Raw genomic sequence first — 21,432 nt, 5'->3', positions numbered from 1 at the left:
CAGCCGCCTCCCGGAACACTCCGGGGGGCGGTTTTCGTTTGCGCCGGGACATGGTCTGCGCCCCTGCTTTTGGAGAGGGGAGAAGAAGGAGCGAGCCTGCTGGACCGTGCCGCAGGCGTCGGGAGGGGCCGGGGCAGGGAATACGGGGGGCAGGCGGCCTGCAGAAACACGAACGCCGGCCCAGGAGGAGGCCGGCGTTCGCGAGAATGTGTGATGCGCGCCAGGCGCGCCGCATGAGCGGATCAGTTGCCGCGCAGACCCAGAGCGATGTTGCGGTTGATCTGGATCAGTGTCGTCAACCTGTCGGGCTTCGGGTCGGCCATCACGTCAAGCGTATGCTTGAAGATGAAGGCGCCGAGGGAGCCGAGGTTCTGCTTGATCTCGACCGGCAACGGGTTGTCGTTGCTGGTGACCGAGGTCGCGAGGATGGTCCACAGACGCCGGTTGTAGGACAGGGCTGCGTCGAGCGAGGAGGGGGTATCCGCCTCCCAGTCGTCCTTTACAGCCTGCAGACGAGCCGCGGCCCTGAGCAGAAGCGTTGCCTCGAGCTCACGCGGGTTTGCCGTCTTCTGCGACGTTTGCTGATATGCTGCCGTTGCCAGATTGTGCATGTGCGATCAGTTCCCGTTCGTACTCGACCAAGTCGCGAGCCCGTCTCAGGGCAGCGTAGAGAGATCCGGTTAAGATCTCATTATTGATTGCATCCACCAGCTTCATGGCGCTGGGGGCCGCCTGGATCAGGTCGTTGATCAGCTCGAAGTAGATCTGCCTGTGCCGCTCGATGTCCTGGTTGAGGTACATGAGCTGCACCGCCAGGTAGATACGCCTGGCCGGCGTGTTCGCCGTTTCAGCCGTGTAGATGTCTTTTTCACGAAGGATCGGCTCGTTGCCCTCGATGAAGATATGCGTTCGATGGTCTCCATTGGTGATGACCGTGGAGCCAACTATGAAACGCTCGCGAGGACGAAGTTCGATCTTCAGTGCCATGAAATTAGATTCTCACAGGGCTTCGATTCTTGCAAGTAATAAACGGCTTCTTGTAAAGAAGAAAGGCGGCAAGTTTCCTTGCCGCCCGGTAATATTTGCCGTGTACTTCACGATTAGAAGAGCTTGAGAACCGCCTGGTCGGCCTGCGAGGACAGCGACAGGGCTGTCGTGGACAGCTGCTGGCGGGTCTGCAGGGCCAGAAGGTTGGCGCCTTCCTCGTTGGTGTCGGCGAGCACCAGATTGTCCGCACCCGTCTGCAGGGTGTTGATGGCGGCCTTGGTGAAGTCCTGGCGGATCTGCACCGTCGACAGGCTGGAGCCGAACTTGGAGCCGGCCTCGCGCAGGGTGATCAGCGCCTCGGACAGCTCGTCGAGGGCGTTGTTCGCCTCCGAGTCGCTCAGGCTGGAGACCTGGGTGATGCTGAGGCCGGAGGCCGTCAGGTCCTCGCCGCTCAGCTTCAGCTCCGACTTGGTCGCCGAGTCGCGCTTCTCGTTGAAGGCGACGGTAAGCTTCGACGACGAGGAGTTGATCAGGTTGATGCCGTTGAAGCTGCTGTCGGCGGCAAGCTTGTCGATCTGGCCCAGGATGTCGTTGAACTGCGACACGAGCTTCTGGCGCGTGGAGGAGTTCGAGGCCGGGTTGGCCTGGGTGGTGATCGACAGGGTGTCGGCATCGCCGGCGGTGGCGCCGTCGGTGAAGGTCACCGAGGTTTCGCCGGCATCCGTGTAGTCGCCATCGGCCGGGGTGGACAGGTCGATGTTGGAGTTGGTGCCGAAGCCGAGGCTGGCGGCCAGCGAGGTCGCCTGCGTCGTTGCCGTGGAGGCATCGCCGCCCGCGTCCGTCACCGAGAGGTTGACGGTCTGGCTGTCCGTGCCGGTGATCTTGAGCTTGCCGGCGTCCGTGACCTCTGCCGTGGCAACGCCCGAGGCGTTGATCACGTCGAGAACGTCCTGAACGGTCGTGACCGGGCCGGTGCCATCCACCTTCTGGGTGGTGCCGACGGTGATGTTGATGTTCGAGACCGAACCGGTGTCGGTGTTGGTCGTGTTGACCGTCAGCGTGTCACCGTTGGCGAAGCCGAGGTTGGCCAGCGTCTGGCGCTTGGCCTGATCCTGGATCGTCTCGCCTGCAACCGGCGCAAGGCCGTTGGTGGAGATCGACGAGGAGCTCTCGATGACCGTACCGGATCCGGCGCCGCCGTCCTGCAGGGCCTGACGCGCGGTCGACTGGGCGCTCTCGACCAGCTTGGTGATCGCGGTGATGCCGTTGTCGGCCGCCTCGATGGTCTTGATGGCGTTGCCGATGCCGTCGAGCAGGTTGTTCAGATCGTTGGCGCGGGCGCCGAGCGACTGGGACGTGAAGAAGTTGGTCGGGTTGTCGAGGGCCGAGTTGACCTTCTTGCCGGTGGCCAGACGATTCTGCGTCGAGGCCATCATGTCAGCGGTGCTCTGGAGGGTCAGGAGGTTCTGACGCACGCCAGCGGAAAGAGTGATGCCGGACATTCGGAAATCCTTTCGGGCTGTCCAATTCGAACTCAAGCTTCGTTCTGAAGCTCACCGCCACAGTAGGTCCCGAATGACTAAGTTAAGGTTAACCGGCCGTTGTTCCGATCCTGATTTTTGCAAGTACAACAAGGACTTTGTTAACCATGTGGTAAGCGAATCAAAAAAACGGGCGGCGGGAAATCCCGCCGCCCGTCTTGTGCTTTCGGTCCGTCCTCAGAGGAGGCGGAGCACCGCCTGGTCGGCCTGCGAGGACAGCGACAGGGCTGTCGTGGACAGCGACTGGCGGGTCTGCAGGGCCAGAAGGTTGGCGCCTTCCTCGTTGGTGTCGGCGAGCACCAGGTTGTCCGCACCCGTCTGCAGGGTGTTGATCAGGTCCTTGGTGAAGTCCTTGCGGACCGACACGGTGTTGAGGTTCGAGCCGAAGGTCGAGGACGACTCACGCAGCGTCGACAGAGCGTTCGAGAGCGAGTCGAGCGCGGCGTTTGCCTCGTCGTTGCTCAGGGTCGAGGCGCTCGTCAGGCCGAGGCCCGAAGACGTCAGGTCCTTGCCGGAGATGGTCAGCTCGGACTTGTTGGTCGCATCGCGCTTCTCGTTGAAGGCCACGGTGAGCTTCGACGAGGAGGAGTCGATGAGGTTGACGCCGTTGTAGCTGGAGTCGGCGGCAAGCTTGTCGATCTGGCCCAGGATCTCGTTGAACTGCGACACGAGCTTCTGGCGCGTGGCGGAGTTCGCGGCCGGGTTGGCCTGGGTGGTGATCGACAGGGTGTCGGCATCGCCGGCGGTGGCGCCGTCGGTGAAGGTCACCGCGGTTTCGCCGGCATCCGTGTAGTCGCCGTCGGCCGGGGAAGACAGGTCGACGTTGGAGTTGGTGCCGAAGCCGAGGCTGGCGGCCAGCGAGGTCGCCTGGGTGGTCGCCGTCGAGGCGTCACCGCCCGTGTCGACGATCGACAGGTTCAGCGTGTCCGTGTCGGAGCCTGTGACCTTGAGCTTGCCGGCATCGGTGACCTCTGCAGCGGCAACGCCCGAGGCGTTGATCACGTCGACGGCGTCCTGAACGGTCGCGACAGCGCCGGTGCCATCCACCTTCTGGGTGGTGCCAACGGTGATGCTGATGTTCGAGACCGTGCCGGTGGCCGTGTCGGTCGACTGCAGCGTGATGGTGTCGCCGTTGGCGAAGCCGAGGTTGGACAGGGTCTGGCGCTTGGCCTGATCCTGGATCGACTCACCCGCCTGCGGCGTCAGGCCGTTGGTCGAGATCGAGGAAGAGCTCTCCACCACGGTGCCGGAGCCGGCGCCGCCATCCTGAAGAGCCTGGCGAGCGGTCGACTGAGCACTCTCGACGAGCTTCGAGATCGCCTTGATGCCGTTGTCGGCAGCTTCCAGCGTCTTGGTCGCGTTGGAGATGCCGTCGAGCAGGCTCGACAGCTCGTTGGCGCGCGAGCCAAGCGACTGGGAGGTGAAGAAGTTCGTCGGGTTGTCGAGGGCCGAGTTGACCTTCTTGCCGGTGGCAAGGCGGTTCTGGGTCGACGACATCATGTCGGCGGTCTTCTGCAGCGTCAGCAGGTTCTGACGCACGCCAGCGGAAAGAGTAACGCTCATCTTCTGTACCTTTCTGGTATCCGTAACGTGCAACGCATCCTCGTTGCCGGACCAGAATAAGCGTCGAAAGCAGAATCACATGTAAAAACAATTGGTTAACGAGGGTTAAGGTTAACTCATGGTTGCCGTAGCGAAAGGCATTTGAATCAAGGTCTTGCGACCGGTCGCCTTCCCGACGTGGCGGCGCTAGAAAGGGGAGGGCGAATCTGCGCGGAGAGATCTGGATGGAAGACGTGCTGGCAATCATTCCCGCGCGCGGCGGCTCGAAGGGGCTTCCCGGCAAGAACCTTCGCAAGATCAACGGCAAGCCGCTGATCGTCTGGTCTATCGAGCAGGCGCTGGCGGCGCGCAGCGTGTCCCGGGTCGTGGTCAGCACGGACAGTGCCGAGATCGCCGATGTGGCGCTGAGGGCCGGGGCGGAGGTGCCCGCGCTTCGCCCCGCCGAACTTGCCCGCGACGACACGGCGACGGAGCCGGTTCTGCTTCACGTCCTGAAGAACTGGTGTCCGGAAGGCCTTCCGGCTCTGGTGATGCTTCTCCAGCCGACCTCTCCGTTAAGACTTGCCGGCACGCTCGACGCGGCTGTGGCGCGGCTTGTTGGGGAAGGGGCGGACTCGCTCGTCTCGGTGTGCGAGAGCCATGCCTTCTTCTGGAGCAATCCTGCGGAGCCGCGCGCCCACTACGATTACATGAACCGGCCGCGCCGCCAGGACATCGCGGAGGCGGAGCGCCGCTATCGCGAGACCGGCTCCATCTACGTCACCCGCGCGAGCGTGTTGCTGGAGAGCGGCAACCGGCTTGGCGGCAAGATCGCGATGTTCGCGACACAGCCTTGCGAATCATGGGAAATTGACGACCTCTCCGACGCGGTTGTCGTCGAGGCACTGATGAGGCACGCCTGTTCATGATCATCGAGCGCAACATCACGCCCTTCGTGGTCTTCACCGACGATACGCTTGGCCATGCGCTCAACAAGATCGGCGACAACCGCAAGGGCGTTGTCTTCGCGGTGACCCAGGGCGGGGTGCTGGAGGGCGTGCTGACCGACGGCGACTTCCGTCGCTGGCTGCTTGCCTCGCGTGAGCTGAGGCTGGACCTGCCCGTGCGCGAGGCGATGAACCGGGAATATGTCTCGGCACCGGCGGCGCGGCGCGCGAGCGACATCGCCGACCTGTTCTCCGAGCGCATCGAATATGTTCCGCTTCTTGACCGGCAGCGTCGGCTTGTGGCGATCGCCAGCCGCAGCGCGCAGGGCCTTGCCATCGACGGGCGCGAGATCGGGCCGGGGCATCCGGCGTTCCTGATCGCGGAGATCGGCAACAACCACAACGGCAGCCTGGAGACGGCCCTTGCCCTCGTTGATGCGGCGGCGGCGGCCGGGGCGGACTGCGTCAAGTTCCAGATGCGCGACATGGAGGAAGTCTACGGCCGGCTCGACGCCGACCGGCAGGACCTCGGCGCACAGTACACGCTCGACCTGCTGGCGCGGTTCCAGCTTTCCGACGACGATCTCTTCCGCGCGTTCGATCATGCGCGCGCCCGCGGCCTGGTGGCGCTGTGCACACCCTGGGACCGGGCCAGCCTCGCCGCGCTCGAGCGCTACGGGCTTGGCGGCTACAAGGTCGCCTCGGCCGACCTCACCAACCACGACCTGCTTGCGGAAATCGCCGCGACGCGCAAGCCGATGATCGTCTCGACCGGCATGTCGAGCGAGGCGGAGATCGTCGATGCGGTGCAATTGCTGCGTCTTGAGGGCGCCTCCCATGCGCTGCTGCATTGCAATTCCACCTATCCGGCGCCGGCGAAGGATGTGAACCTCGCCTACATGGCCCGGCTTGCCGAGATCGGGCGCGGCGCGCCTGTCGGCTATTCAGGGCATGAGCGCGGCATCGCCATCGCGCTTGCGGCGGTGGCGCGCGGCGCGGCGATCGTCGAGAAGCACTTCACCTTCGACCGGAACCAGGAAGGCAACGACCACCGGGTCAGCCTGTTGCCGGACGAGTTCGCGCGCTTCGTCGACGGCGCGCGCGATGTGGAGGCGGCGCTCGGCTCGCAGAAACCCAGGCGCGTCACGCAAGGGGAAATGATGAACCGCGAGACACTGGGCAAGAGCCTGGTCGCCGCGCGGGCGCTTTCCAGCGGGACGGTCGTCGGCGAGGCGGACGTGGCGGTGCGCAGCCCCGGCAACGGTCTGCCGCCCTATCAGCGGGACCGGCTCGTCGGCGTCGTGCTGCGGCGCGACCTGGCGGCGGGCGCGCCCTTCTTTCCCGCCGATCTCGAGCGGCCCGAGGTTGTCGCGCGGGATTATTCGTTCCGTCGGCCCTTCGGCCTCCCGGTGCGCTTCCACGATGTCGACCGGCTGGCGGAGCGGACCAACTGCGACCTTGTCGAGTTTCACCTCAGCTACAAGGACATGGAGCTCGACCCGGGCGACTTCCTGACCCGCGAACGCTATCCGCTCGGGGTCGTGGTCCATGCCCCGGAGCTCTTTGCCGGCGACCATGTGCTCGATCTGGCGAGCCGCGATGCGGATTACCGGCGGCAGTCGATCACCGAGCTCGAACGGGTCGTACGTCTCACCGAGGCGTTGGCGCCGCGCTTCGACACCACCGGGCGGCCGCTCGTCATCGTCAATGTCGGCGGCTTCACCCAGGACCGGTTCCTGCCGGCGGGTGAACGCGAGAGGCTTTACGATCTGGTCGGCGAGGCGCTGGCCCGGTTCAGCGGGTCGGGCGTCGAGTTGATCCCGCAAACGATGCCGCCTTTCCCCTGGCACTTCGGCGGCCAGCGCTTCCACAATCTCTTCATGGATGGTGGCGAGATTGCCGGGTTCTGTGCCGAGCACGGAATGCGCGTCTGCCTCGACGTCTCCCACTCGAAGCTCGCCTGTGCCCACGCGCGCACGTCTTTCTCCGCCTTCCTGGCGGAGGTCGGGCCGCACGCGGCGCATCTGCACCTGGTCGATGCGCAAGGCGTCGACGGCGAGGGGCTTCAGATCGGCGAGGGCGAGATCGACTTCGCCCATCTCGCCGAAACGCTGGACCAGACCTGCCCGCAGGCGTCCTTCGTGCCCGAGGTGTGGCAGGGGCACAAGAACGAAGGCGAAGGCTTCTGGATCGCGCTGGAGCGGCTTGAGGCCTATTTCTGAGCGAGGCGGGCGGGGATGACTGCCGTGCGGCCGGGATATGTCGCCCGCCATTTGTCGAAGTCGGCGGCCATGCGCGGCATCAGCACGTCGGCATGCGCGCCCGGCGGCACCTCGTAAATGGTCGTCGAGGGATACCAGGGCGCGTTTCCGTCGCCGACGAGGATCGGGCTCGTTGTGCCCGAATAGCGCCAGACCGGGACACCGAGAACCGCAGCGATATCCGCGCCGGTGCAGTCGGGGGCGATGTAAAGGTCGGTCAGTGCGGCAAGGGCGGCGGCGTTCTCCAGGTCGTCGAAGATGTCGATCTCGTCGTAGCGGTGGATGACGATGCCGGTGCGCGCGGTGAAATCGTCGAGTTCCTCGGCGGTGTCACCATATTGCAGCGAGAGAAAGACGCAGTCGTCGCGCTCGAGGATCGGCCGCAGGCTTTCGAGGCCGATATAGAGGTGGGCGTGGCGCTTGTTTGCTCGCAGCGAGCGCCAGGACAGCCCGACCACCGGACGTCCGTCGCAAAAGACGGGGAGCTGGGAGAACCGCTCGAGCCGCTCCGGCTCAGGGCCAATGACCCTGGCCCGGTCAGGAAAGCTGTCCGGCGTCGGGCGCAGCAGGCGGGGCAGCGATCCGAGCGAGATCTGCGCGGCGAAGTCTGCGTGCGGCGAGCGCCCGCTTGCCTTGTCGAGCGCATTGGCGCGGAAGACGAGCGCGGGAAAGTTTCGGCTCAGGATCGGAAGGTTCTTGGGGCCGCATTCGACGATGACGTTCGGCGTGCGCGCTGCCGCCTCCTCGAGCATGGTGGCGGCGCGGAAGACATCGCCGACGCCCTGGTCAGACCAGAGCAGAACGGCGCCGTCTGCGACTGGCGTGCCATCCCAGACGGGCTGTGCAAAGCTGCGGTGGATCAGGCCGGGCAGCTCGGTGGCGAAGCGTGTCTCGAGAAGCTCCCATCCGCGCGCGAGATTGCCCTTGCGGACCTCGACGAAGCCGAGGGTCGAGGCGAGATTGGGGTTTTCCGGTTCCAGCGCCAGGCCCGTCTCGATCGCAGCGACCGCCTCATCGAAACGACCGAGCCTGAACAGCGTCTTGCCGTGGACCAGATGGACAAGCGGGGCATTGGCGCCGAGGGCGAGCGCGGCGGTGCTTTCGCTCAAGGCCTCTTCGTAGCGGGCGTTCGACCAGAAGGCATTCGCCCGGCTCAGTCGGTAGGCGGCGTCGGGGATCGTGCACAGGCTCTCGTCCTGCTCGAGCAGAAGCGCGAGCGCCTCGTCCCCGCGGTCGAGCGCGATAAGCGCGTCGACGCACACCAGAATGGCGGTCCTGTGGTTCGGGATCGACTGGAGCAGGAATTCCGCGACCTTCACCGCCTCAGCCTGCCGGCCCGCCATGGACAGCGTTCTGGCGTAGTCGGCCAGGAGATCGGCGTTGCCGGGCGCCGCGCGCAATGCCCGGTCGAAATCGGCGAGCGCCGCCAGCGCGCCCTCGGCGTCGCGACGCAGTACCGCCAGGCGGGCGAGCAGATCGGCATCCCCGTCGATGTGCGCAAGGGAGCGGTCGGCAACGACAAGGGCGGCTGCGGGGCCGTCCTGCTCGGCGACCAGGTCGACCAGATTGGCGAGGTGGCGGGAGGTGGCGCCGGGATGGGCGACCAATTGCGCGAGAATGGCGATGGCGCGGCGGGGGAAGCCCTGTTCGACAAAGCAAAGGGCCAGGAGATTGGCGGCCTCGGCGTTACCGGGCTCCGTCTTCAGGATCTTCTCGTAGAGCGGACGCGCGCGCGCCGGCTTGCCGTCGCGCTGGAGCAGCAGCGCCTTGCGCATGAGGTCGAGTGTCGCGGGGGAGGAAGCCGGCATCCAGTAGTCCGATCGGTCGAGCCAAGATGCGCGGAGTATAGCCGATTCGGGAAAGCTGCTTCGATGCTCGCCAGACATATCGTCCGGAGAGGGGCCGGCCGCGTGCAAGATGCGCCGCGCGCAGTTGGTTCAGGTCCGCGGGCGGTGTCGCGGGTGTGCCGAAAGGCTGCGCGCGTGTCTGCTGCCTAGAGCTTGCGGTTGACGTCCAGGCCGGTCATTTCCTGGTGCGTTGTCGCGGCGAAGGCCCGGCGCAGGCGCAAAAGGGCCTCTTCGGGGATCTGCCGGACGACTTCGCCGGTCTGGGTGTCGATGGCGCGGAAGACGAGGGAGTCGGTGATCTTGTCGCGGTATTCCACGCGCTTGATGTCACTCTTCTCGACTGGTTGCGGCCGCTCCTGCTCGGACGTGGAGCCGTTCTCGTTGCGGGGGCGCAAGGACTGGGCGTCATTGGCCGGCATCACCGCCTTCTCGGGGGCAATTTCCGTGACGATTGCGGGTGCGTTTTCCGGCTCGGCAGGTTTTGCCGTGGGCGGCTGCACGAAGACGGGCGGTCTTACTGCTCCAGTTTCCATTTTCACACTCCCGCGCCGGATGGGACCGTCCTTGGGTGACCGGCGTCAGTCTGTTCGCTGAAGCCATCGCTTCTCTTGGATTTGCATGGCCACTTCTCGTGACGACTGCAAGAGATCCTGCGTTTTATTTTTACCGCAAGCGAACTTCACGTAATCAGAATATGATATGGAAGTGAATCGAAGATTAACGATTTGGTTACAATTTTAACGAGGTCTGTTTGATCCTGATTCGTTCGGTTTCTTCTCTTTCAGAACGAAGGCGGAACGTCAAGGTGCATGAAAAAGCCCGCCGACACGTCGCGTCGGCGGGCTTTTGTTGTGCGCCAGCTCTGGTCAGAGCGAGCGGTTGAAGGCGATGCCGTCGACAGCGTCGTGGGGGCGCGGGGCGGCGCCGCCGGGACCGTAGGTGGTCGGTGCCCGTGTTGCTCCGGCTCCCTGGGCAACCTTGCGCAGGAGGTTGTCGGCGACCTCGCGCGCGGTCGCGAGAACCGCGAGGTTGATCCGCAACACCGGCTGGAACTCCGTGTGGCGGCGCTTCAGCCGGTCGACGGCGTCGGGCGCGAGATTGCCGAGGGCGATGGTCTGATCGCGGATATGGGTCATACCGCGCATGTAGATGCTGACCAGCTTTGCCTTGTCAGGCTGGAGCTGGCCGGCCTCGTCCAGCTTGCCGAGGCGGACGAGTTCGGTCTCGCGCTCGATGATGGCCAGCAACTGGGACATTGCGTCCTCGAGCCGTCGGCAGGTTGCCTCCGCCGCGCGGGCATCGGCAATTGCTCCGGAGAAGAACTCCGGTGCCAGTTCCGCGATCTGCTTCGTATCAAGGTTCATCGTCAGGACCCTTCCTGCAAGGCGATCAATTCGCGCTGCACACTGTCTGCGATGCCGAGGCCGCCCGAGCGGGCGATGGTGTCGGCATATTGTTCCACCAGCATTCCGCGCCAGGCGTCGGAACCGGTGCCCCCGCCCCAGGTGCCGGCGCTGTCCTCAAGGCCGGCGAACATCGACTGGAGCATGGTGTTGATGAAGACGGACTCGAACTGCTCCGCGCTGTGGCGGGTGGTGTCCTGGATCGAGGAGCCGCGGGCGGAGGCCTCGCCGCGCGCCTGGCTCATGAGCGAGGAGGCGCTGGCCGCGGGCGTGCGGTTCTGGGCGGCGCCAAGGGCGGTGTCGATGGAAAGTGCGCTCATCACATCACCTCGATATCGGCCTGGAGAGCCCCGGAGGCCTTGATGGCCTGGAGGATCGAGATCATATCGCGCGGGCCGATGCCGAGGGCGTTGAGCCCGTCGACGAGCTGCTGCAGCGTCACGGTCTCGGGGACCACGGCAAGCTTGTTGTCGGACTGGTCGTCGACAAGGATGCTGGTGCGCGGCTCGATGGCGGTCTCGCCGTTGGCGAAAGGCAGCGGCTGCACCACCTGCGGCGTCTCTGCGACCGTGACGGTGAGGTTGCCCTGGGCGATGGCGATGGTCGAAACCTTGACGTTCTGGCCCATGACGATGATGCCGGAATTCTCGTCGATGACGATGCGTGCGGGCAGATCCGGCTCGACGATGAGCTGCTCGATGTCGGTCAACAGGTCGACGATGTTGCCCTCGAACTGGCGCGGCAGGTCGATGCGAACGGTCGCCGGATCGAGGGGCTCCGCCGTCGGCAGGCCGATAAGTTCGTTGATGGCGAGCGCCATGCGCCGCGCCGTCGTCAGGTCCGGGTTGCGCAGCGCCAGCCGCAGGCTGGTCATCGAGGCCAGCTTGAAGTCGATCTCGCGCTCGACCAGCGCGCCGTTGGCGATCCGCGCCGAGGTCGGCACGCCGCGTACCACGGTGGCCGCGTCGCCCTGTGCGGAGAAGCCGCCGATGGCCAGCGGCCCCTGGGCGATGGCGTAGACCTCGCCATCGGCGCCGAGCAGCGGGGTGACCAGAAGCGTGCCGCCCTGCAGGCTCTTGGCATCGCCAAGGGCGCTGACGGATACGTCGATCCGCGTGCCTTGAGTGGAGAAGGCCGGCAGGTTCGCCGTCACCATCACCGCGGCCACATTGTTGGTGTTGAGGTCGAAGCCGCGGGTGTTGACGCCGAGGCGCTCGAGCATGGCTTCAAGGCTCTGACGCGTGAAGGGCGCGTTGCGCAGGCTGTCGCCCGAACCCTGCAGGCCGACGACGAGACCGTAGCCGATGAGCTGGTTGTCGCGAATGCCTTCGAAATCGGAGATGTCCTTGATGCGCGAAGCGGCCTGCGCCGAGGGGACGACGAGGCTCGCGGCAATGAGGGACAGCAGCAGAGCGAGGATGGTTCGTGCCAGCATCATGTCGAATGGTCCGCGTGCGGGTCTGTGACATGATCGCGGAATGCGATTGGCGTGCCAGTTTTTTTGAGGCAGCGCGCAATTTTGCAAATCATTGAAATTTATCGATATATTTTTTAAGCTAGCGTTCGCCTGCGGTTTTTCGGCAGGCCTGCCCGGCAAGAATTGCCGGCGTGTTAACGCTTCATTTACCAACTCGGAAAATTGTGTAGCCCATGATGTGCTGCACTCGACCAGGATCGGCGTCCTTATGAGGATCTCAGGCTACAGCCCGCTCTCCGGCGTGTCGGGGGGCAAGTCCAAGAAGCGTGCCGGGGGAACCGGAGGCGCTTTCGATGTCGGCTCGAGCGAGCAGTCGCATGCTTCGGAGGCGACCGGCTCGGCCGGTGGTGTCTTCGGTATCGGCGGGCTGCTTGCGCTTCAGGAGGTCGATGACCCGTTGACCGGTCGCCGCAAGGCCACGCGGCGAGGAAACGACCTGCTCGACACGCTCGAGAATCTGAAGACCGACCTCTTGGCCGGCCAGGTGTCGACCGACCGCCTCGGGCGGATCGCGCTGCTGCTCTCGCGGCGCGAGGACAGCGGAAATCCCGATCTCGAGCAGGTCATCGACGAGATCGAATTGCGCGCCCGGGTGGAACTCGCCAAGCTCGGTCACTACTGATCCGCGATGTAGGTGATGTCACCAATTTGTCCGAGAATGGCGCAATCCTCTGCGTAACTAGCTGAATATTCTGCCATAAATTTGATCGTATTTTCCTGCCCGGTGGCGTTGTCCGTTGGCCGGTTGAGGGCTATATTCCGCGCGGCCTAGTTGGGAGCCGGAGTGGAACATGACGGTTGAGTTGGATGCCGAGTATCGTCCGAATGAGGACGAACTTTTCATGAACGAGCGTCAGCGTGAGTATTTCCGGAACAAGCTGTTGCGGTGGAAAGAGGATCTCCTGAAGGAGAGTCGCGAGACGCTGACGAACCTTCAGGAAGAAAACCAGAATCACGCTGACATTGCTGATCGCGCGTCCTCGGAGACGGACCGATCGATCGAACTGCGCGCGCGCGACCGGCAGCGCAAGCTGATCTCAAAGATTGATGCTGCCCTCGAGCGGATCGCGGACGGATCTTACGGCTACTGCGTCGAGACCGGAGAGCCGATCTCTCTGAAGCGGTTGGAAGCCCGTCCGATTGCAACCCTGTCGCTTGAAGCGCAGGAAGCGCACGAGCGCCGTGAGAAGGTATACAGGGACGATTGAGTTCCCTGATCGGCACTTGGTAAAATTATCAGGGTTTTCTCCTGGCCCGGGCGTTTTGCCCGGGTCTTTGTTTTTTAAGTCCTTTCCGGTGTTTTGCCTTCCCCTGGGGTATTCGGGAAAGGAACCATTAAGCCGCAATGGAGGATCCATTTAAGAATTGAAAAACACACGCCGTCTATCATTCCCGGAACGAAGAACGAGGTTTGTCAGGGAAGGTTCGGGTATCAGGCATGTACGACGTGTTGATCCTGAAAGACGCGACCACGAGCGCCGACGAGTTGGTCCGGACGATGGCGGCATCCTTTACCTGTGTCGTGCAGTCGCTTCCGGAGTTCGACGGCACGCTGCTGGGTGAAGTGCGCTCCGCCGTGATCTATTCCGAGCTCAGGCGCCCGCAGGATCTCGCGCGCATCAGCGAGGCGATTCCGGCGGACTGGCGGCTGGCGAATGTCGTCTATGTCGCGCCAACGGCCGAGCGCGTCGGAGTGGTTCAGGCGGAGGCGAGCGGCATTGGCCGCATTCTGCCTTCCCACCGTTCGCTTGACGATGTGCGCGCGGCCATTCGCGACATCCTGAACCACGATCTCAGCGTGCGTCTTGTCAGCTTCCGAAGCGGGATCACCAAGGCGGTGAAGGCGACGGACACGCTGTTCAATGGCATCGGCATCGCCATGCGGCGACGCCAGCCGCTGCGCCTCGACGGCCTCTTCAGCTGCAGCGCGGCGATCAACGAAGCGGTGCTCGGGGACGGGCTTGCCACCTGGCTCAACGCCGTGCAGTCGCATCACAGCCAGACGTTGCGCCACGTCCTCAACGTGGCCGGCCTTGCGGCGAGTTTCTCCAATCATCTGGGGCTTGACGACGCGGACCGGGCGCTGATGACCGAGGGCAGCCTGCTCCACGATGTGGGCAAGCTCTTCATCCCCATTGCCGTACTCGAGAAGCCCGGAGCGCTCTCGGATGCCGAACGGGCGCTGATCACCCTGCATCCCCAGCGCGGCGCGGAGGCACTGGTCCAGAGTGGGGTGACGGATCCCATCCTGATTTCGGCCGCCCGTTCGCACCATGAATATCTCGACGGCACCGGCTATCCGGACAAGCTATCGGGCGACGCGATCAACCCGCTGGTGCGCATGCTGACGATCATCGACATCTACAGCGCGTTGACCGAGAAGCGGTCCTACAAGGAGGCGATGACGCCGCGCCTTGCGATTGCCGAGCTGGCCAAGATGAAGACGCGGCTTGACCAGCGGCTCCTGGCCGAGTTCCGGAAGATGATCCTGGAGCCGGCGTTCGCCGCCAGCCGCTCCCTGCGCGAAGAGCGGGCCCGGTCCGGCTGCGCGAGCCTGCGCATCGGGCTGCATCCGCTCGACCGGGGGAGCCAGCCGACGGCGCTTCGACGAATGGGCGCGTAGGTTCCCTCGTCTTCCCGAGGGTTGCGGAAAAAGCAACGGGCACGGCCCGCCGGGGAGCGGAGGGACCGTGCCCGCTTGCCGTTCTTGCCTGGGGAGCGCAAACGGCCTGGGGAGTTTCCGACGCCTTTGCCTGGGGAGTGCTCGGGCGTCGAGGAGGCGGGCAGGGGAGCTGCCCGCACCCTTCAGAAGGGCAGGACGATGTCGAGCACCTGTGCGCCATAGCGCGGCTGCTGCACGTCGGTGATCTGGCCGCGTCCGCCGTAGCCGATGCGGGCCTCGGCGATCTTCTCGCTCTCGATGGTGTTGCTGGCAGAAATGTCTTCCGGCCGCACCACGCCGGCGACGATCAGTTCGCGCACCTCGAAGTTGACGCGAACCTCCTGGCGCCCTTCGATCACCATGTTGCCGTTGGGCAGGATCTGGGTGACGACCGCAGCAACCTTTGTCGTCAGCTTTTCCGTGCGGTCGACCTTGCCGCTGCCCTTGAAGGCGGATGCGCCATTGGCCGAGGCGATGTTGTCGGAGGCGGTGCCGGCGGGCAGAATGAAGGTGTTGATCGCCGCGCCGACGGCGCCGCCCGTGCCGCTGCTCTCAGATCCCTCGCGCTTGCGCTCCGTGGCGTTGTCGAACTCCGCCTTGTCGGAGATTGTCACCAGCACCGTCAGGATATCGCCGACGCGGGCGGCGCGCTGGTCCTTGAAGAAGGCGCGCGCGCCGGACCGCCACAGCGAGTTGGAGTTGTAGTGCACCGACTGGGGCGTCGGCATCGGCATCTGCACGGGGCGGTAGCCGGCCGTCGTCGTCGGATCCTGGATGGCCGACAGGGCGGGGGCCTTGCCGACGTTGGCGAGCCGGTCTGCCGAGCCGCAGGCGCCGAGCGTCGCGGCGAGCGTCAGGGCAAGGAGGGGGCGGACCAGGCGCGGTGCCGCCGGAAGGGCGCATGTGCGGAAGGTCATCAGTTCGTCTCCTGGAGCTGGGCGAGGCGGCGGGGCGAGAAGCCCACCTCGACCTGGTCGTGCCCGCGAACGGTTGCGGTGATGGTGCGGCGAGACTGGAGATTGAGGATGTCAATCATGGTGCCGGCGGAGCCGCTTTCCATGGCCTGGCCGACGGTCGTCAGCGTCATGCCGGCAACGCGGTAGATCATGGTGACGCGCTCGCCGCGACGCACGAGGATCGGCTCCTCGAAATCGCTGCGGAAGATCGGACGGCCCGGCTGGATGCTGCGCCGCGCGGCAAGGCCGACGACCGTTTCCCGGTCCGTGACCTGGTTGGGAGCAAGGCGCTGGCGCGGCATCCGGTCGACCGCAAGGTCGGACGCGGAGATGATGGCGCCGCGGTCGATCGGGCGGGTGGCGGTGAAGATCTCGATGGTTTCCATCGCCGAGCCGGTGAGAGTCAGGGTGCGGCTGTGCTCGCCGCGAACGCGGACGGTGGCGCGCAACTGGCCGGAGGCCGGGTTCCAGTCGAGCATGTCGACGCGCACGGGCGTGGTCTCGCTGGCGTCGACGAGAACCGGAGCGTGCATGCCGGCGACATTCACCTCCAGCGCCTTGGCGTCGACGTTCGGATAGCGCTCGACGATCCGCTCCCGCAGGGCTTCCTCGAGTTCACGGGCGCCGATGGTGATGGCCAGTCGCTCGACCGAAACGCTGCGCAGGCCGTCCGTGTCGGCCTCCTCGTAGCCGGCGGCGCGGGCACGCTCGACGACGAGCGAGGCGGGGACGTTGCCGCGGGTGCCGAGATCGGGCGAGCGGAAGAGCGGGGTGGCGCCATGGCGACCGGCGTCGGGAAAGAAGTCGCCGAGCGTGACGACGGGTCCGGTGACGCGGATCTCGGAGCGCAGCGCACCGGCGGCAACGGCCTGAACGGCGGTGAGCGCGACGATGGCTGCAGCAAGCACGATGCGGCGGGCCGCGGTTGTGGCAAGGCTGGTCATGATCCGGCCTCCTTAGCGCAGGTTCGAGGTCGTGCCGTACATCTCGTCGGCTGCCTTGATGATGCGGGAGTTCATTTCGTAGGCGCGCTGGGCGGCGATCAGGTCGGAGATCTCCGAGACCGCCTCGACATTGGCCATTTCCAGGTGCTTCTGCATCAGATCGCCGAACCCGTCCTCGCCGGGAACGCCGACAACGGCCGCGCCGCTCGATTCCGTCTCGAGGAACAAGTTGTCGCCGATGGCTTCGAGGCCCGACTTGTTGATGAAGCGGGCGGTCTGGAGCTGGCCCAGCTGCTGCACGGCGCCGGCGGCGTCGATGATCTGCACCTGTCCGTCGGCGGAGATCGTCGTGTCGCGCGCTTCCTGGGGGATGACGATGCCCGGGGCGACGGCGTAACCGTCGACGGTGACGAGCTGGCCGTTGGCATCACGCTCGAACGAGCCGTCGCGAGTGTATGCGGTGGTGCCGTCCGGCATCTGGATCTGGAAGAAGCCTTCGCCGCGAATGGCGATGTCGAGGTCCTTGCCGGTCTCGCTGAGATTGCCCTGGGTCATGATACGGGCGGTGGAGGCCGTCTTGACGCCCGAGCCGATCTGCACGCCGGTCGGCACGATGGTGCCGGTGGACGAGGTGTTGGTGCCCATGCGGCGCAGGTTCTGGTAGAGCAGATCCTGGAAGTCGGCCCGCTGGCGCTTGTAGCCAGTGGTGCGCATGTTGGCGATGTTGTTCGAGATGACCTCGACATTGAGCTCCTGGGCTCGCATGCCGGTCGCCGCGATGTGAAGTGCCTTCATGGTGGGATCCTTCCTTCTCGCTGCCGTCAGGCCTGTAGGGAGCCGAGGCGTTCAATCGCCTTGCGGAGCAGGTCGTCGCCGTCCTGCATCATCTTGGAGATCGATGTGTAGCTGCGGGTGATCTCGATCATCCGGGAAACCTCGACGACGCCGGAGACGTTCGACTTCTCGATGGCACCCTGGAGAACGCGGACCTGCTGGGCAGGCTGCGGGTTTTCACCGGAATAGAGATTGTCGCCGATCCGCTTCAGGTACTGGTAATTTTCGAAGGCGACGACGCGCAGAGTGTCCTTCACGCCAGCCGAGGTGCTGATGGTGCCGTCCTTGGCGAAGGTGAGGTTGGTCTCGTTGGCATCGAAAACGATCGGGCCGCCCTCGCCGAGAACCGGCAGGCCGTCGGCGGTCACCAACTGGCCGGTGTTGTCGAGGTGAAGCGAGCCGGCACGGGTGTAGCGCTCACCGTCGGGCGTCTGCACGGCGAGAAAGCCGTCACCCTCAAGCGCCAGATCGAGCGTGCCGCCGGTCAACGAGATGTCGCCGGGCTCGAAGTTCGACGCTGCGCCATAGTCGAGAACGTAGGACAGCTCCCGGTCCGGCTGCTCGAAGTTCGAGGCCTCGGCCACAGGCATCAGGTACTCCTCGAACAGGAGCCGCTGGGCCTTGAAGCCGTTGGTGTTCAAGTTGGCCAGGTTGTTGGCCACCACATTCAACTGGTTTCGAAGTGCCGCCTGACGCGACAGTCCGATCAGGAGTGAATTCTCCATGACGTTTGTTCCTATGCTCCCCAGCGAGCATCTGGTCTCCCCAGATCAGATGCCGTTAACCATGAAGCAGACATCGTGCCAGTTTGAGGATTCGCGGAATTCTGCCGATTTCGCCTCGGTGGGGCTGGTCGTGCACGGCAGTTTCGAGCCGGTAGGCTTGCCGGGCGGCAAAATTTGCCTTGTCGTGCAAAACGCCAGGGGCTTGGTAACTTCTCGTTAACCATTTCCGCTTTAGAAATTAAGCATACGCGCGGGAGGGATGCGCAGCGGAAGAGATAGCAAGATGACAGCTGATGCTGATGCGGCCGAGGCCGAGGCCACCGAAGGCGGTGGCAAGTCCAAGAAGAAGCTGATCATCATTGCCGCGGCCGGTCTGGTCCTGCTCCTGGGCGGGGGTGGCGGAGCGGCCTACTTTCTCGGCTTCCTGGGCGGCGGCACGCCGGCTGCGGTGCCGGCGGAAGGGGGAGCGGAGGCTCCCCCGGCGCAGAAGCCGGCGGTGTTCTACGACCTTCCCGAGATGACCGTGAACCTCTCGACCGGCGGTCGCGCGACATACCTGAAGGTACGTATCGCTCTTGAGGTTGCAGACTCGGATGTATTGTCGAAGATCGAGCCGTATCTGCCGCGCATCCTCGATGCGTTCCAGGTCTATCTGCGCGAGCTTCGTCCGGCGGACCTGGAGGGCTCGTCTGGGCTCTTCCGGTTGAAGGAGGAGCTGCTGCGACGCATCAACACCGCTGTCTATCCGGCGCGGGTCGAAGGCGTCCTGTTCAAGGAAATCCTCGTTCAGTAGGACTTTGGGTCAATGGCCGAAGACGACGATCTCGACAACATCGACGAAGCCTGGGGCGAGGCGCTTGCCGAGCAGATGGGCGACGAAGGCGAGGAAGACGACGATCTTGCCGCCGCGTGGGGTGCCGCGCTGGAGGAGCAGGGTGTCGCCGCCGGCGACGACATGGCCTCCCAATGGGCGGCGATGATCGACGACAACGAGCCCGAGCTCGAGAACGCCACGCGCGGCGCCGACCGTATCCTCAACCAGGAAGAGATCGACAACCTCCTCGGCTTCAACATCGAGGACACGATTGCCGCCGACCAGAGCGGCATCCGCGCGCTGATCAACTCGGCGATGGTCTCCTACGAGCGTCTGCCGATGCTCGAGATCGTCTTCGACCGTCTGGTTCGCCTGACGACGACGAGCCTGCGCAATTTCACCTCGGACAACGTCGAGGTGTCGCTCGACACGATTTCGTCGGTGCGTTTTGGCGACTACCTGAACTCGATCCCGCTGCCGGCGATCCTCGGCGTGTTCAAGGCCGAGGAATGGGACGGCTTCGGTCTCTGCACGGTGGAATCGAGCCTGATCTATTCGATCATCGACGTCCTGCTCGGCGGTGGCCGGGGCATGTCGGCGGTGCGCGTCGAGGGGCGTCCCTACACGACGATCGAGAGCAATCTCGTGCGCCGGATGATCGAGATCATCATGCACGACATGGAGCAGGCGTTCTCGCCACTGTCTCCGGTCCACTTCAATCTCGAACGGCTGGAGACCAATCCGCGTTTCGCGGCGATCTCCCGTCCTGCCAACGCGGCCATCCTTGTCGAGCTTCGCATCGACATGGAGGACCGGGGCGGCAAGATCGAGATCATGATGCCCTACGCGACGCTCGAGCCGATCCGCGATCTGCTCCTGCAGATGTTCATGGGCGAGAAGTTCGGCCGCGATCCGATCTGGGAAGGCCATCTGGCGACCGAGATCTTCTCGGCCGAGGTGAACGTCGATGCGGTGCTGCACGAGACGCATGTGCCGCTCGGCCGGGTTCTCGACCTGAAGGTTGGGGAAACCCTGCTTTTCGACGTGTCGCCGAACGATCCCGTGTCGATCAAGTGCGGCGGCATCCCGCTCACTCAGGGTACGATGGGCAAGGACGAGGATTCGATTGCCATTCGCGTCGACCGCGGCCTGCAAAAACCGAAAATGACGTTGGCCGCTTTCGAGCGCGCGATGCAAAAGGAAATGGATCCGACATGAGCACGCTGCCCCTCGGACTGATCATCGAAACCCTCGTTGCCGTGCTGCTGATGGTCACGATCGGGTATTGCGTCGTGCTCAACAAGCGCCTGAAGCGGCTGCGTGCCGACGAGGAAGCGCTGCGGGCCACCATTTCCGAGCTGATCACGGCGTCGGAAATCGCCGAACGCGCCATTCTCGGGCTCAAGGCGACGGCTGGCGAGGCCGACCGGACCCTCGGACAGCGGCTGGTCGACGCCGAGCGCATGTCGCACGATCTCGCCGAGCAGGTCGCGAAGGGCAATGTTGTGCTTGACCGCATCACCCAGATCACCGAGGCGGCGAAGCCCGTCCAGAGTGCCGCTGCCGCCGCCGCGTCCGTGCAGGCTCCGGCGGAGCCGGCGCGCCCGGCCCCTGCGATGCGGGCCAGCGACATCCGCTCCGCCGCAATCGAGGCGACGGCGCGTCTCGAGCACTTCCGCAAGCGCACAGCGGAGCAGGCTGCATGACAAGCCTGCGTCTCTTTCCCACACTTCTGCTTGCGGCGAGTGCCCTTCTGGGCGTGAAGCTGCTTGCCTTCGTGCTGGACGGAGGGCATCCGACTTCCATCGGCATGGCGATGGCGCAGGAAACAGGCGCCGCGGGCGCTGCCTCGGCTGATGCCGGCGCGCCGGCGGCCACCGCAGGAACGCCGACGCCGCTCGATTCCGCGGCCGGCGACATGATGCAGGGCGACGCGGGCCAGGTCGGCGCCGATGGCGAGGTTTTGCCACAGGGGCTCGAGGTCGGCAGCTCGATCGCCGAGCGCAAGGTTCTGGAATCCCTCTCCGGCCGGCGCCGCGAACTCGACCAGCGCGAGAAGCAGGCGGATCTGCGCCAGCAGCTTCTCAAGGCGACCGAGGACCGGCTGCAGAAGAAGGTCGACGAGATGACCGCGCTCGAGCAGAGCATCAAGTCGATGCGCGACGAGCAGGAAAAGAAGAAGAACGAGGAACTCAAGGGGCTCATCGTCATGTATGAGGCGATGAAGCCGAAGGACGCCGCGCGCATCTTCGACCGCCTCGATCTCGAGATCCTGCTCAAGGTGACCCGTCAGATGAAGCCGCGCAAGCTTGCCGACGTCATGGCGAAGATGTCACCCGATGCCAGCGAACGGCTCACCGTCGCGCTTGTCACCGGGCATCTGCCCGAGGAAAAGACCGAGGCGCCTATGACCCAGGCGCTGCCCAAGATCATGGGCAACTGAGGGCGCCGCAACGCGTCCCGTCCGCTCCGCTCGCCGCCATACCGCGTCG

The 21,432-nt window shown here is 64.8% G+C and carries 22 protein-coding genes; 9 read left to right on the top strand and 13 right to left on the bottom strand.

The window, feature by feature from the left end; genetic code table 11:
• Positions 1 to 242: 242 nt before the first annotated feature.
• The 4 genes from flaF to ACN0WF_RS00865 form a co-directional block, all read right to left on the bottom strand.
• Entirely contained in the window at positions 243 to 611 is a 369-nt protein-coding gene (gene flaF, locus ACN0WF_RS00880; RefSeq protein ID WP_417770875.1) for a flagellar biosynthesis regulator FlaF, read from the bottom strand.
• The gene (gene flbT / locus ACN0WF_RS00875; protein WP_417770874.1) at positions 550 to 987 is read right to left on the bottom strand and encodes a flagellar biosynthesis repressor FlbT; all 438 of its coding nucleotides are present in this window, start codon (positions 985 to 987) and stop codon (positions 550 to 552) included. The genes flaF and flbT overlap by 62 nt, the downstream gene beginning before the upstream one ends.
• A 113-nt stretch (positions 988 to 1,100) precedes the next feature.
• The gene (locus ACN0WF_RS00870) at positions 1,101 to 2,489 is read right to left on the bottom strand and encodes a flagellin (protein ID WP_417770873.1); all 1,389 of its coding nucleotides are present in this window, start codon (positions 2,487 to 2,489) and stop codon (positions 1,101 to 1,103) included.
• Between the two features lie 216 nt (positions 2,490 to 2,705).
• Positions 2,706 to 4,091, bottom strand: a complete 1,386-nt coding sequence (locus ACN0WF_RS00865; RefSeq protein WP_417770872.1) for a flagellin — start codon at positions 4,089 to 4,091, stop codon at positions 2,706 to 2,708.
• A gap of 224 nt (positions 4,092 to 4,315) precedes the next feature.
• Here ACN0WF_RS00865 and ACN0WF_RS00860 point away from each other — a divergent pair, with 224 nt between their 5' ends.
• A complete protein-coding gene (locus tag ACN0WF_RS00860; RefSeq protein ID WP_417770871.1) occupies positions 4,316 to 4,999 on the top strand; it encodes an acylneuraminate cytidylyltransferase family protein in 684 nt (227 codons plus the stop codon).
• Positions 4,996 to 7,239, top strand: a complete 2,244-nt coding sequence (locus tag ACN0WF_RS00855; RefSeq protein ID WP_417770870.1) for an N-acetylneuraminate synthase family protein — start codon at positions 4,996 to 4,998, stop codon at positions 7,237 to 7,239. The genes ACN0WF_RS00860 and ACN0WF_RS00855 overlap by 4 nt, the downstream gene beginning before the upstream one ends.
• On the opposite strand, the gene ACN0WF_RS00850 is transcribed toward ACN0WF_RS00855, so the two are convergent.
• From ACN0WF_RS00850 to ACN0WF_RS00830, 5 genes are all read right to left on the bottom strand, one after another.
• A complete protein-coding gene (locus ACN0WF_RS00850) occupies positions 7,230 to 9,086 on the bottom strand; it encodes a tetratricopeptide repeat protein (RefSeq protein ID WP_417770869.1) in 1,857 nt (618 codons plus the stop codon). The two genes, ACN0WF_RS00855 and ACN0WF_RS00850, sit on opposite strands and share 10 nt — an antisense overlap.
• 185 nt (positions 9,087 to 9,271) lie before the next feature.
• Positions 9,272 to 9,658, bottom strand: coding sequence for a flagellar protein FlaG (locus ACN0WF_RS00845; protein ID WP_417770868.1), 387 nt, complete (start codon positions 9,656 to 9,658; stop codon positions 9,272 to 9,274).
• Between the two features lie 333 nt (positions 9,659 to 9,991).
• Positions 9,992 to 10,489 carry a flagellar protein FlgN gene (locus tag ACN0WF_RS00840; protein WP_417770867.1) on the bottom strand — a complete coding sequence of 166 codons (498 nt, stop codon included), beginning with the start codon at positions 10,487 to 10,489 and terminating at the stop codon, positions 9,992 to 9,994.
• A 2-nt stretch (positions 10,490 to 10,491) separates the two neighbouring features.
• Positions 10,492 to 10,848 (bottom strand): rod-binding protein, encoded by a 357-nt coding sequence (locus tag ACN0WF_RS00835; protein WP_417770866.1) that lies wholly within the window; start codon positions 10,846 to 10,848, stop codon positions 10,492 to 10,494.
• Positions 10,848 to 11,966 (bottom strand): flagellar basal body P-ring protein FlgI, encoded by a 1,119-nt coding sequence (locus tag ACN0WF_RS00830; RefSeq protein ID WP_417770865.1) that lies wholly within the window; start codon positions 11,964 to 11,966, stop codon positions 10,848 to 10,850. The genes ACN0WF_RS00835 and ACN0WF_RS00830 overlap by 1 nt, the downstream gene beginning before the upstream one ends.
• 247 nt (positions 11,967 to 12,213) lie before the next feature.
• Between ACN0WF_RS00830 and ACN0WF_RS00825 the strand changes: the two genes are divergently transcribed.
• The 3 genes from ACN0WF_RS00825 (at position 12,214) to ACN0WF_RS00815 (ending at position 14,628) form a co-directional block, all read left to right on the top strand.
• The gene (locus tag ACN0WF_RS00825; protein WP_417770864.1) at positions 12,214 to 12,627 is read left to right on the top strand and encodes a flagellar assembly protein FliX; all 414 of its coding nucleotides are present in this window, start codon (positions 12,214 to 12,216) and stop codon (positions 12,625 to 12,627) included.
• Between the two features lie 169 nt (positions 12,628 to 12,796).
• The gene (gene dksA / locus ACN0WF_RS00820) at positions 12,797 to 13,213 is read left to right on the top strand and encodes an RNA polymerase-binding protein DksA (RefSeq protein ID WP_417770863.1); all 417 of its coding nucleotides are present in this window, start codon (positions 12,797 to 12,799) and stop codon (positions 13,211 to 13,213) included.
• Between the two features lie 230 nt (positions 13,214 to 13,443).
• Entirely contained in the window at positions 13,444 to 14,628 is a 1,185-nt protein-coding gene (locus tag ACN0WF_RS00815) for an HD-GYP domain-containing protein (RefSeq protein ID WP_417770862.1), read from the top strand.
• A 182-nt stretch (positions 14,629 to 14,810) separates the two neighbouring features.
• Here the strand turns inward: ACN0WF_RS00815 and flgH are convergent, their stop codons facing one another.
• Genes flgH through flgF form a run of 4 tightly spaced genes read right to left on the bottom strand, consistent with a single transcriptional unit; the run spans position 14,811 to position 18,126 of the window.
• Positions 14,811 to 15,584 (bottom strand): flagellar basal body L-ring protein FlgH, encoded by a 774-nt coding sequence (gene flgH / locus ACN0WF_RS00810; RefSeq protein WP_417770861.1) that lies wholly within the window; start codon positions 15,582 to 15,584, stop codon positions 14,811 to 14,813.
• Complete coding sequence (gene flgA, locus ACN0WF_RS00805) at positions 15,584 to 16,567, bottom strand: flagellar basal body P-ring formation chaperone FlgA (RefSeq protein ID WP_417770860.1); 984 nt, start codon at positions 16,565 to 16,567, stop codon at positions 15,584 to 15,586. The genes flgH and flgA overlap by 1 nt, the downstream gene beginning before the upstream one ends.
• 12 nt (positions 16,568 to 16,579) lie before the next feature.
• Positions 16,580 to 17,362 (bottom strand): flagellar basal-body rod protein FlgG, encoded by a 783-nt coding sequence (flgG, locus tag ACN0WF_RS00800; protein WP_417770859.1) that lies wholly within the window; start codon positions 17,360 to 17,362, stop codon positions 16,580 to 16,582.
• Positions 17,363 to 17,388: 26 nt separating this feature from the next.
• Positions 17,389 to 18,126: a flagellar basal-body rod protein FlgF gene (gene flgF, locus ACN0WF_RS00795; protein ID WP_417770858.1), complete on the bottom strand. Its 738-nt coding sequence runs from the start codon at positions 18,124 to 18,126 to the stop codon at positions 17,389 to 17,391.
• Positions 18,127 to 18,409: 283 nt separating this feature from the next.
• Here flgF and ACN0WF_RS00790 point away from each other — a divergent pair, with 283 nt between their 5' ends.
• Genes ACN0WF_RS00790 through ACN0WF_RS00775 form a run of 4 tightly spaced genes read left to right on the top strand, consistent with a single transcriptional unit; the run spans position 18,410 to position 21,383 of the window.
• Positions 18,410 to 18,919, top strand: a complete 510-nt coding sequence (locus ACN0WF_RS00790; RefSeq protein ID WP_417770857.1) for a flagellar basal body-associated FliL family protein — start codon at positions 18,410 to 18,412, stop codon at positions 18,917 to 18,919.
• A 12-nt stretch (positions 18,920 to 18,931) separates the two neighbouring features.
• Positions 18,932 to 20,158 (top strand): flagellar motor switch protein FliM, encoded by a 1,227-nt coding sequence (fliM, locus tag ACN0WF_RS00785; RefSeq protein WP_417770856.1) that lies wholly within the window; start codon positions 18,932 to 18,934, stop codon positions 20,156 to 20,158.
• On the top strand, positions 20,155 to 20,646 hold the full coding sequence (locus ACN0WF_RS00780; protein WP_417770855.1) for a DUF6468 domain-containing protein: 492 nt from the start codon (positions 20,155 to 20,157) through the stop codon (positions 20,644 to 20,646). The genes fliM and ACN0WF_RS00780 overlap by 4 nt, the downstream gene beginning before the upstream one ends.
• The gene (locus tag ACN0WF_RS00775; RefSeq protein WP_417770854.1) at positions 20,643 to 21,383 is read left to right on the top strand and encodes a MotE family protein; all 741 of its coding nucleotides are present in this window, start codon (positions 20,643 to 20,645) and stop codon (positions 21,381 to 21,383) included. Before ACN0WF_RS00780 ends, ACN0WF_RS00775 begins: the two co-directional genes overlap by 4 nt.
• The last annotated feature ends 49 nt before the right edge of the window (positions 21,384 to 21,432 follow it).

Source organism: Stappia sp. (assembly GCF_048268045.1).
Taxonomy (GTDB): domain Bacteria; phylum Pseudomonadota; class Alphaproteobacteria; order Rhizobiales; family Stappiaceae; genus Stappia.
Note: the sequence above shows the minus strand (reverse complement) of the source record. Positions and strands in the feature narration are given on the sequence as shown.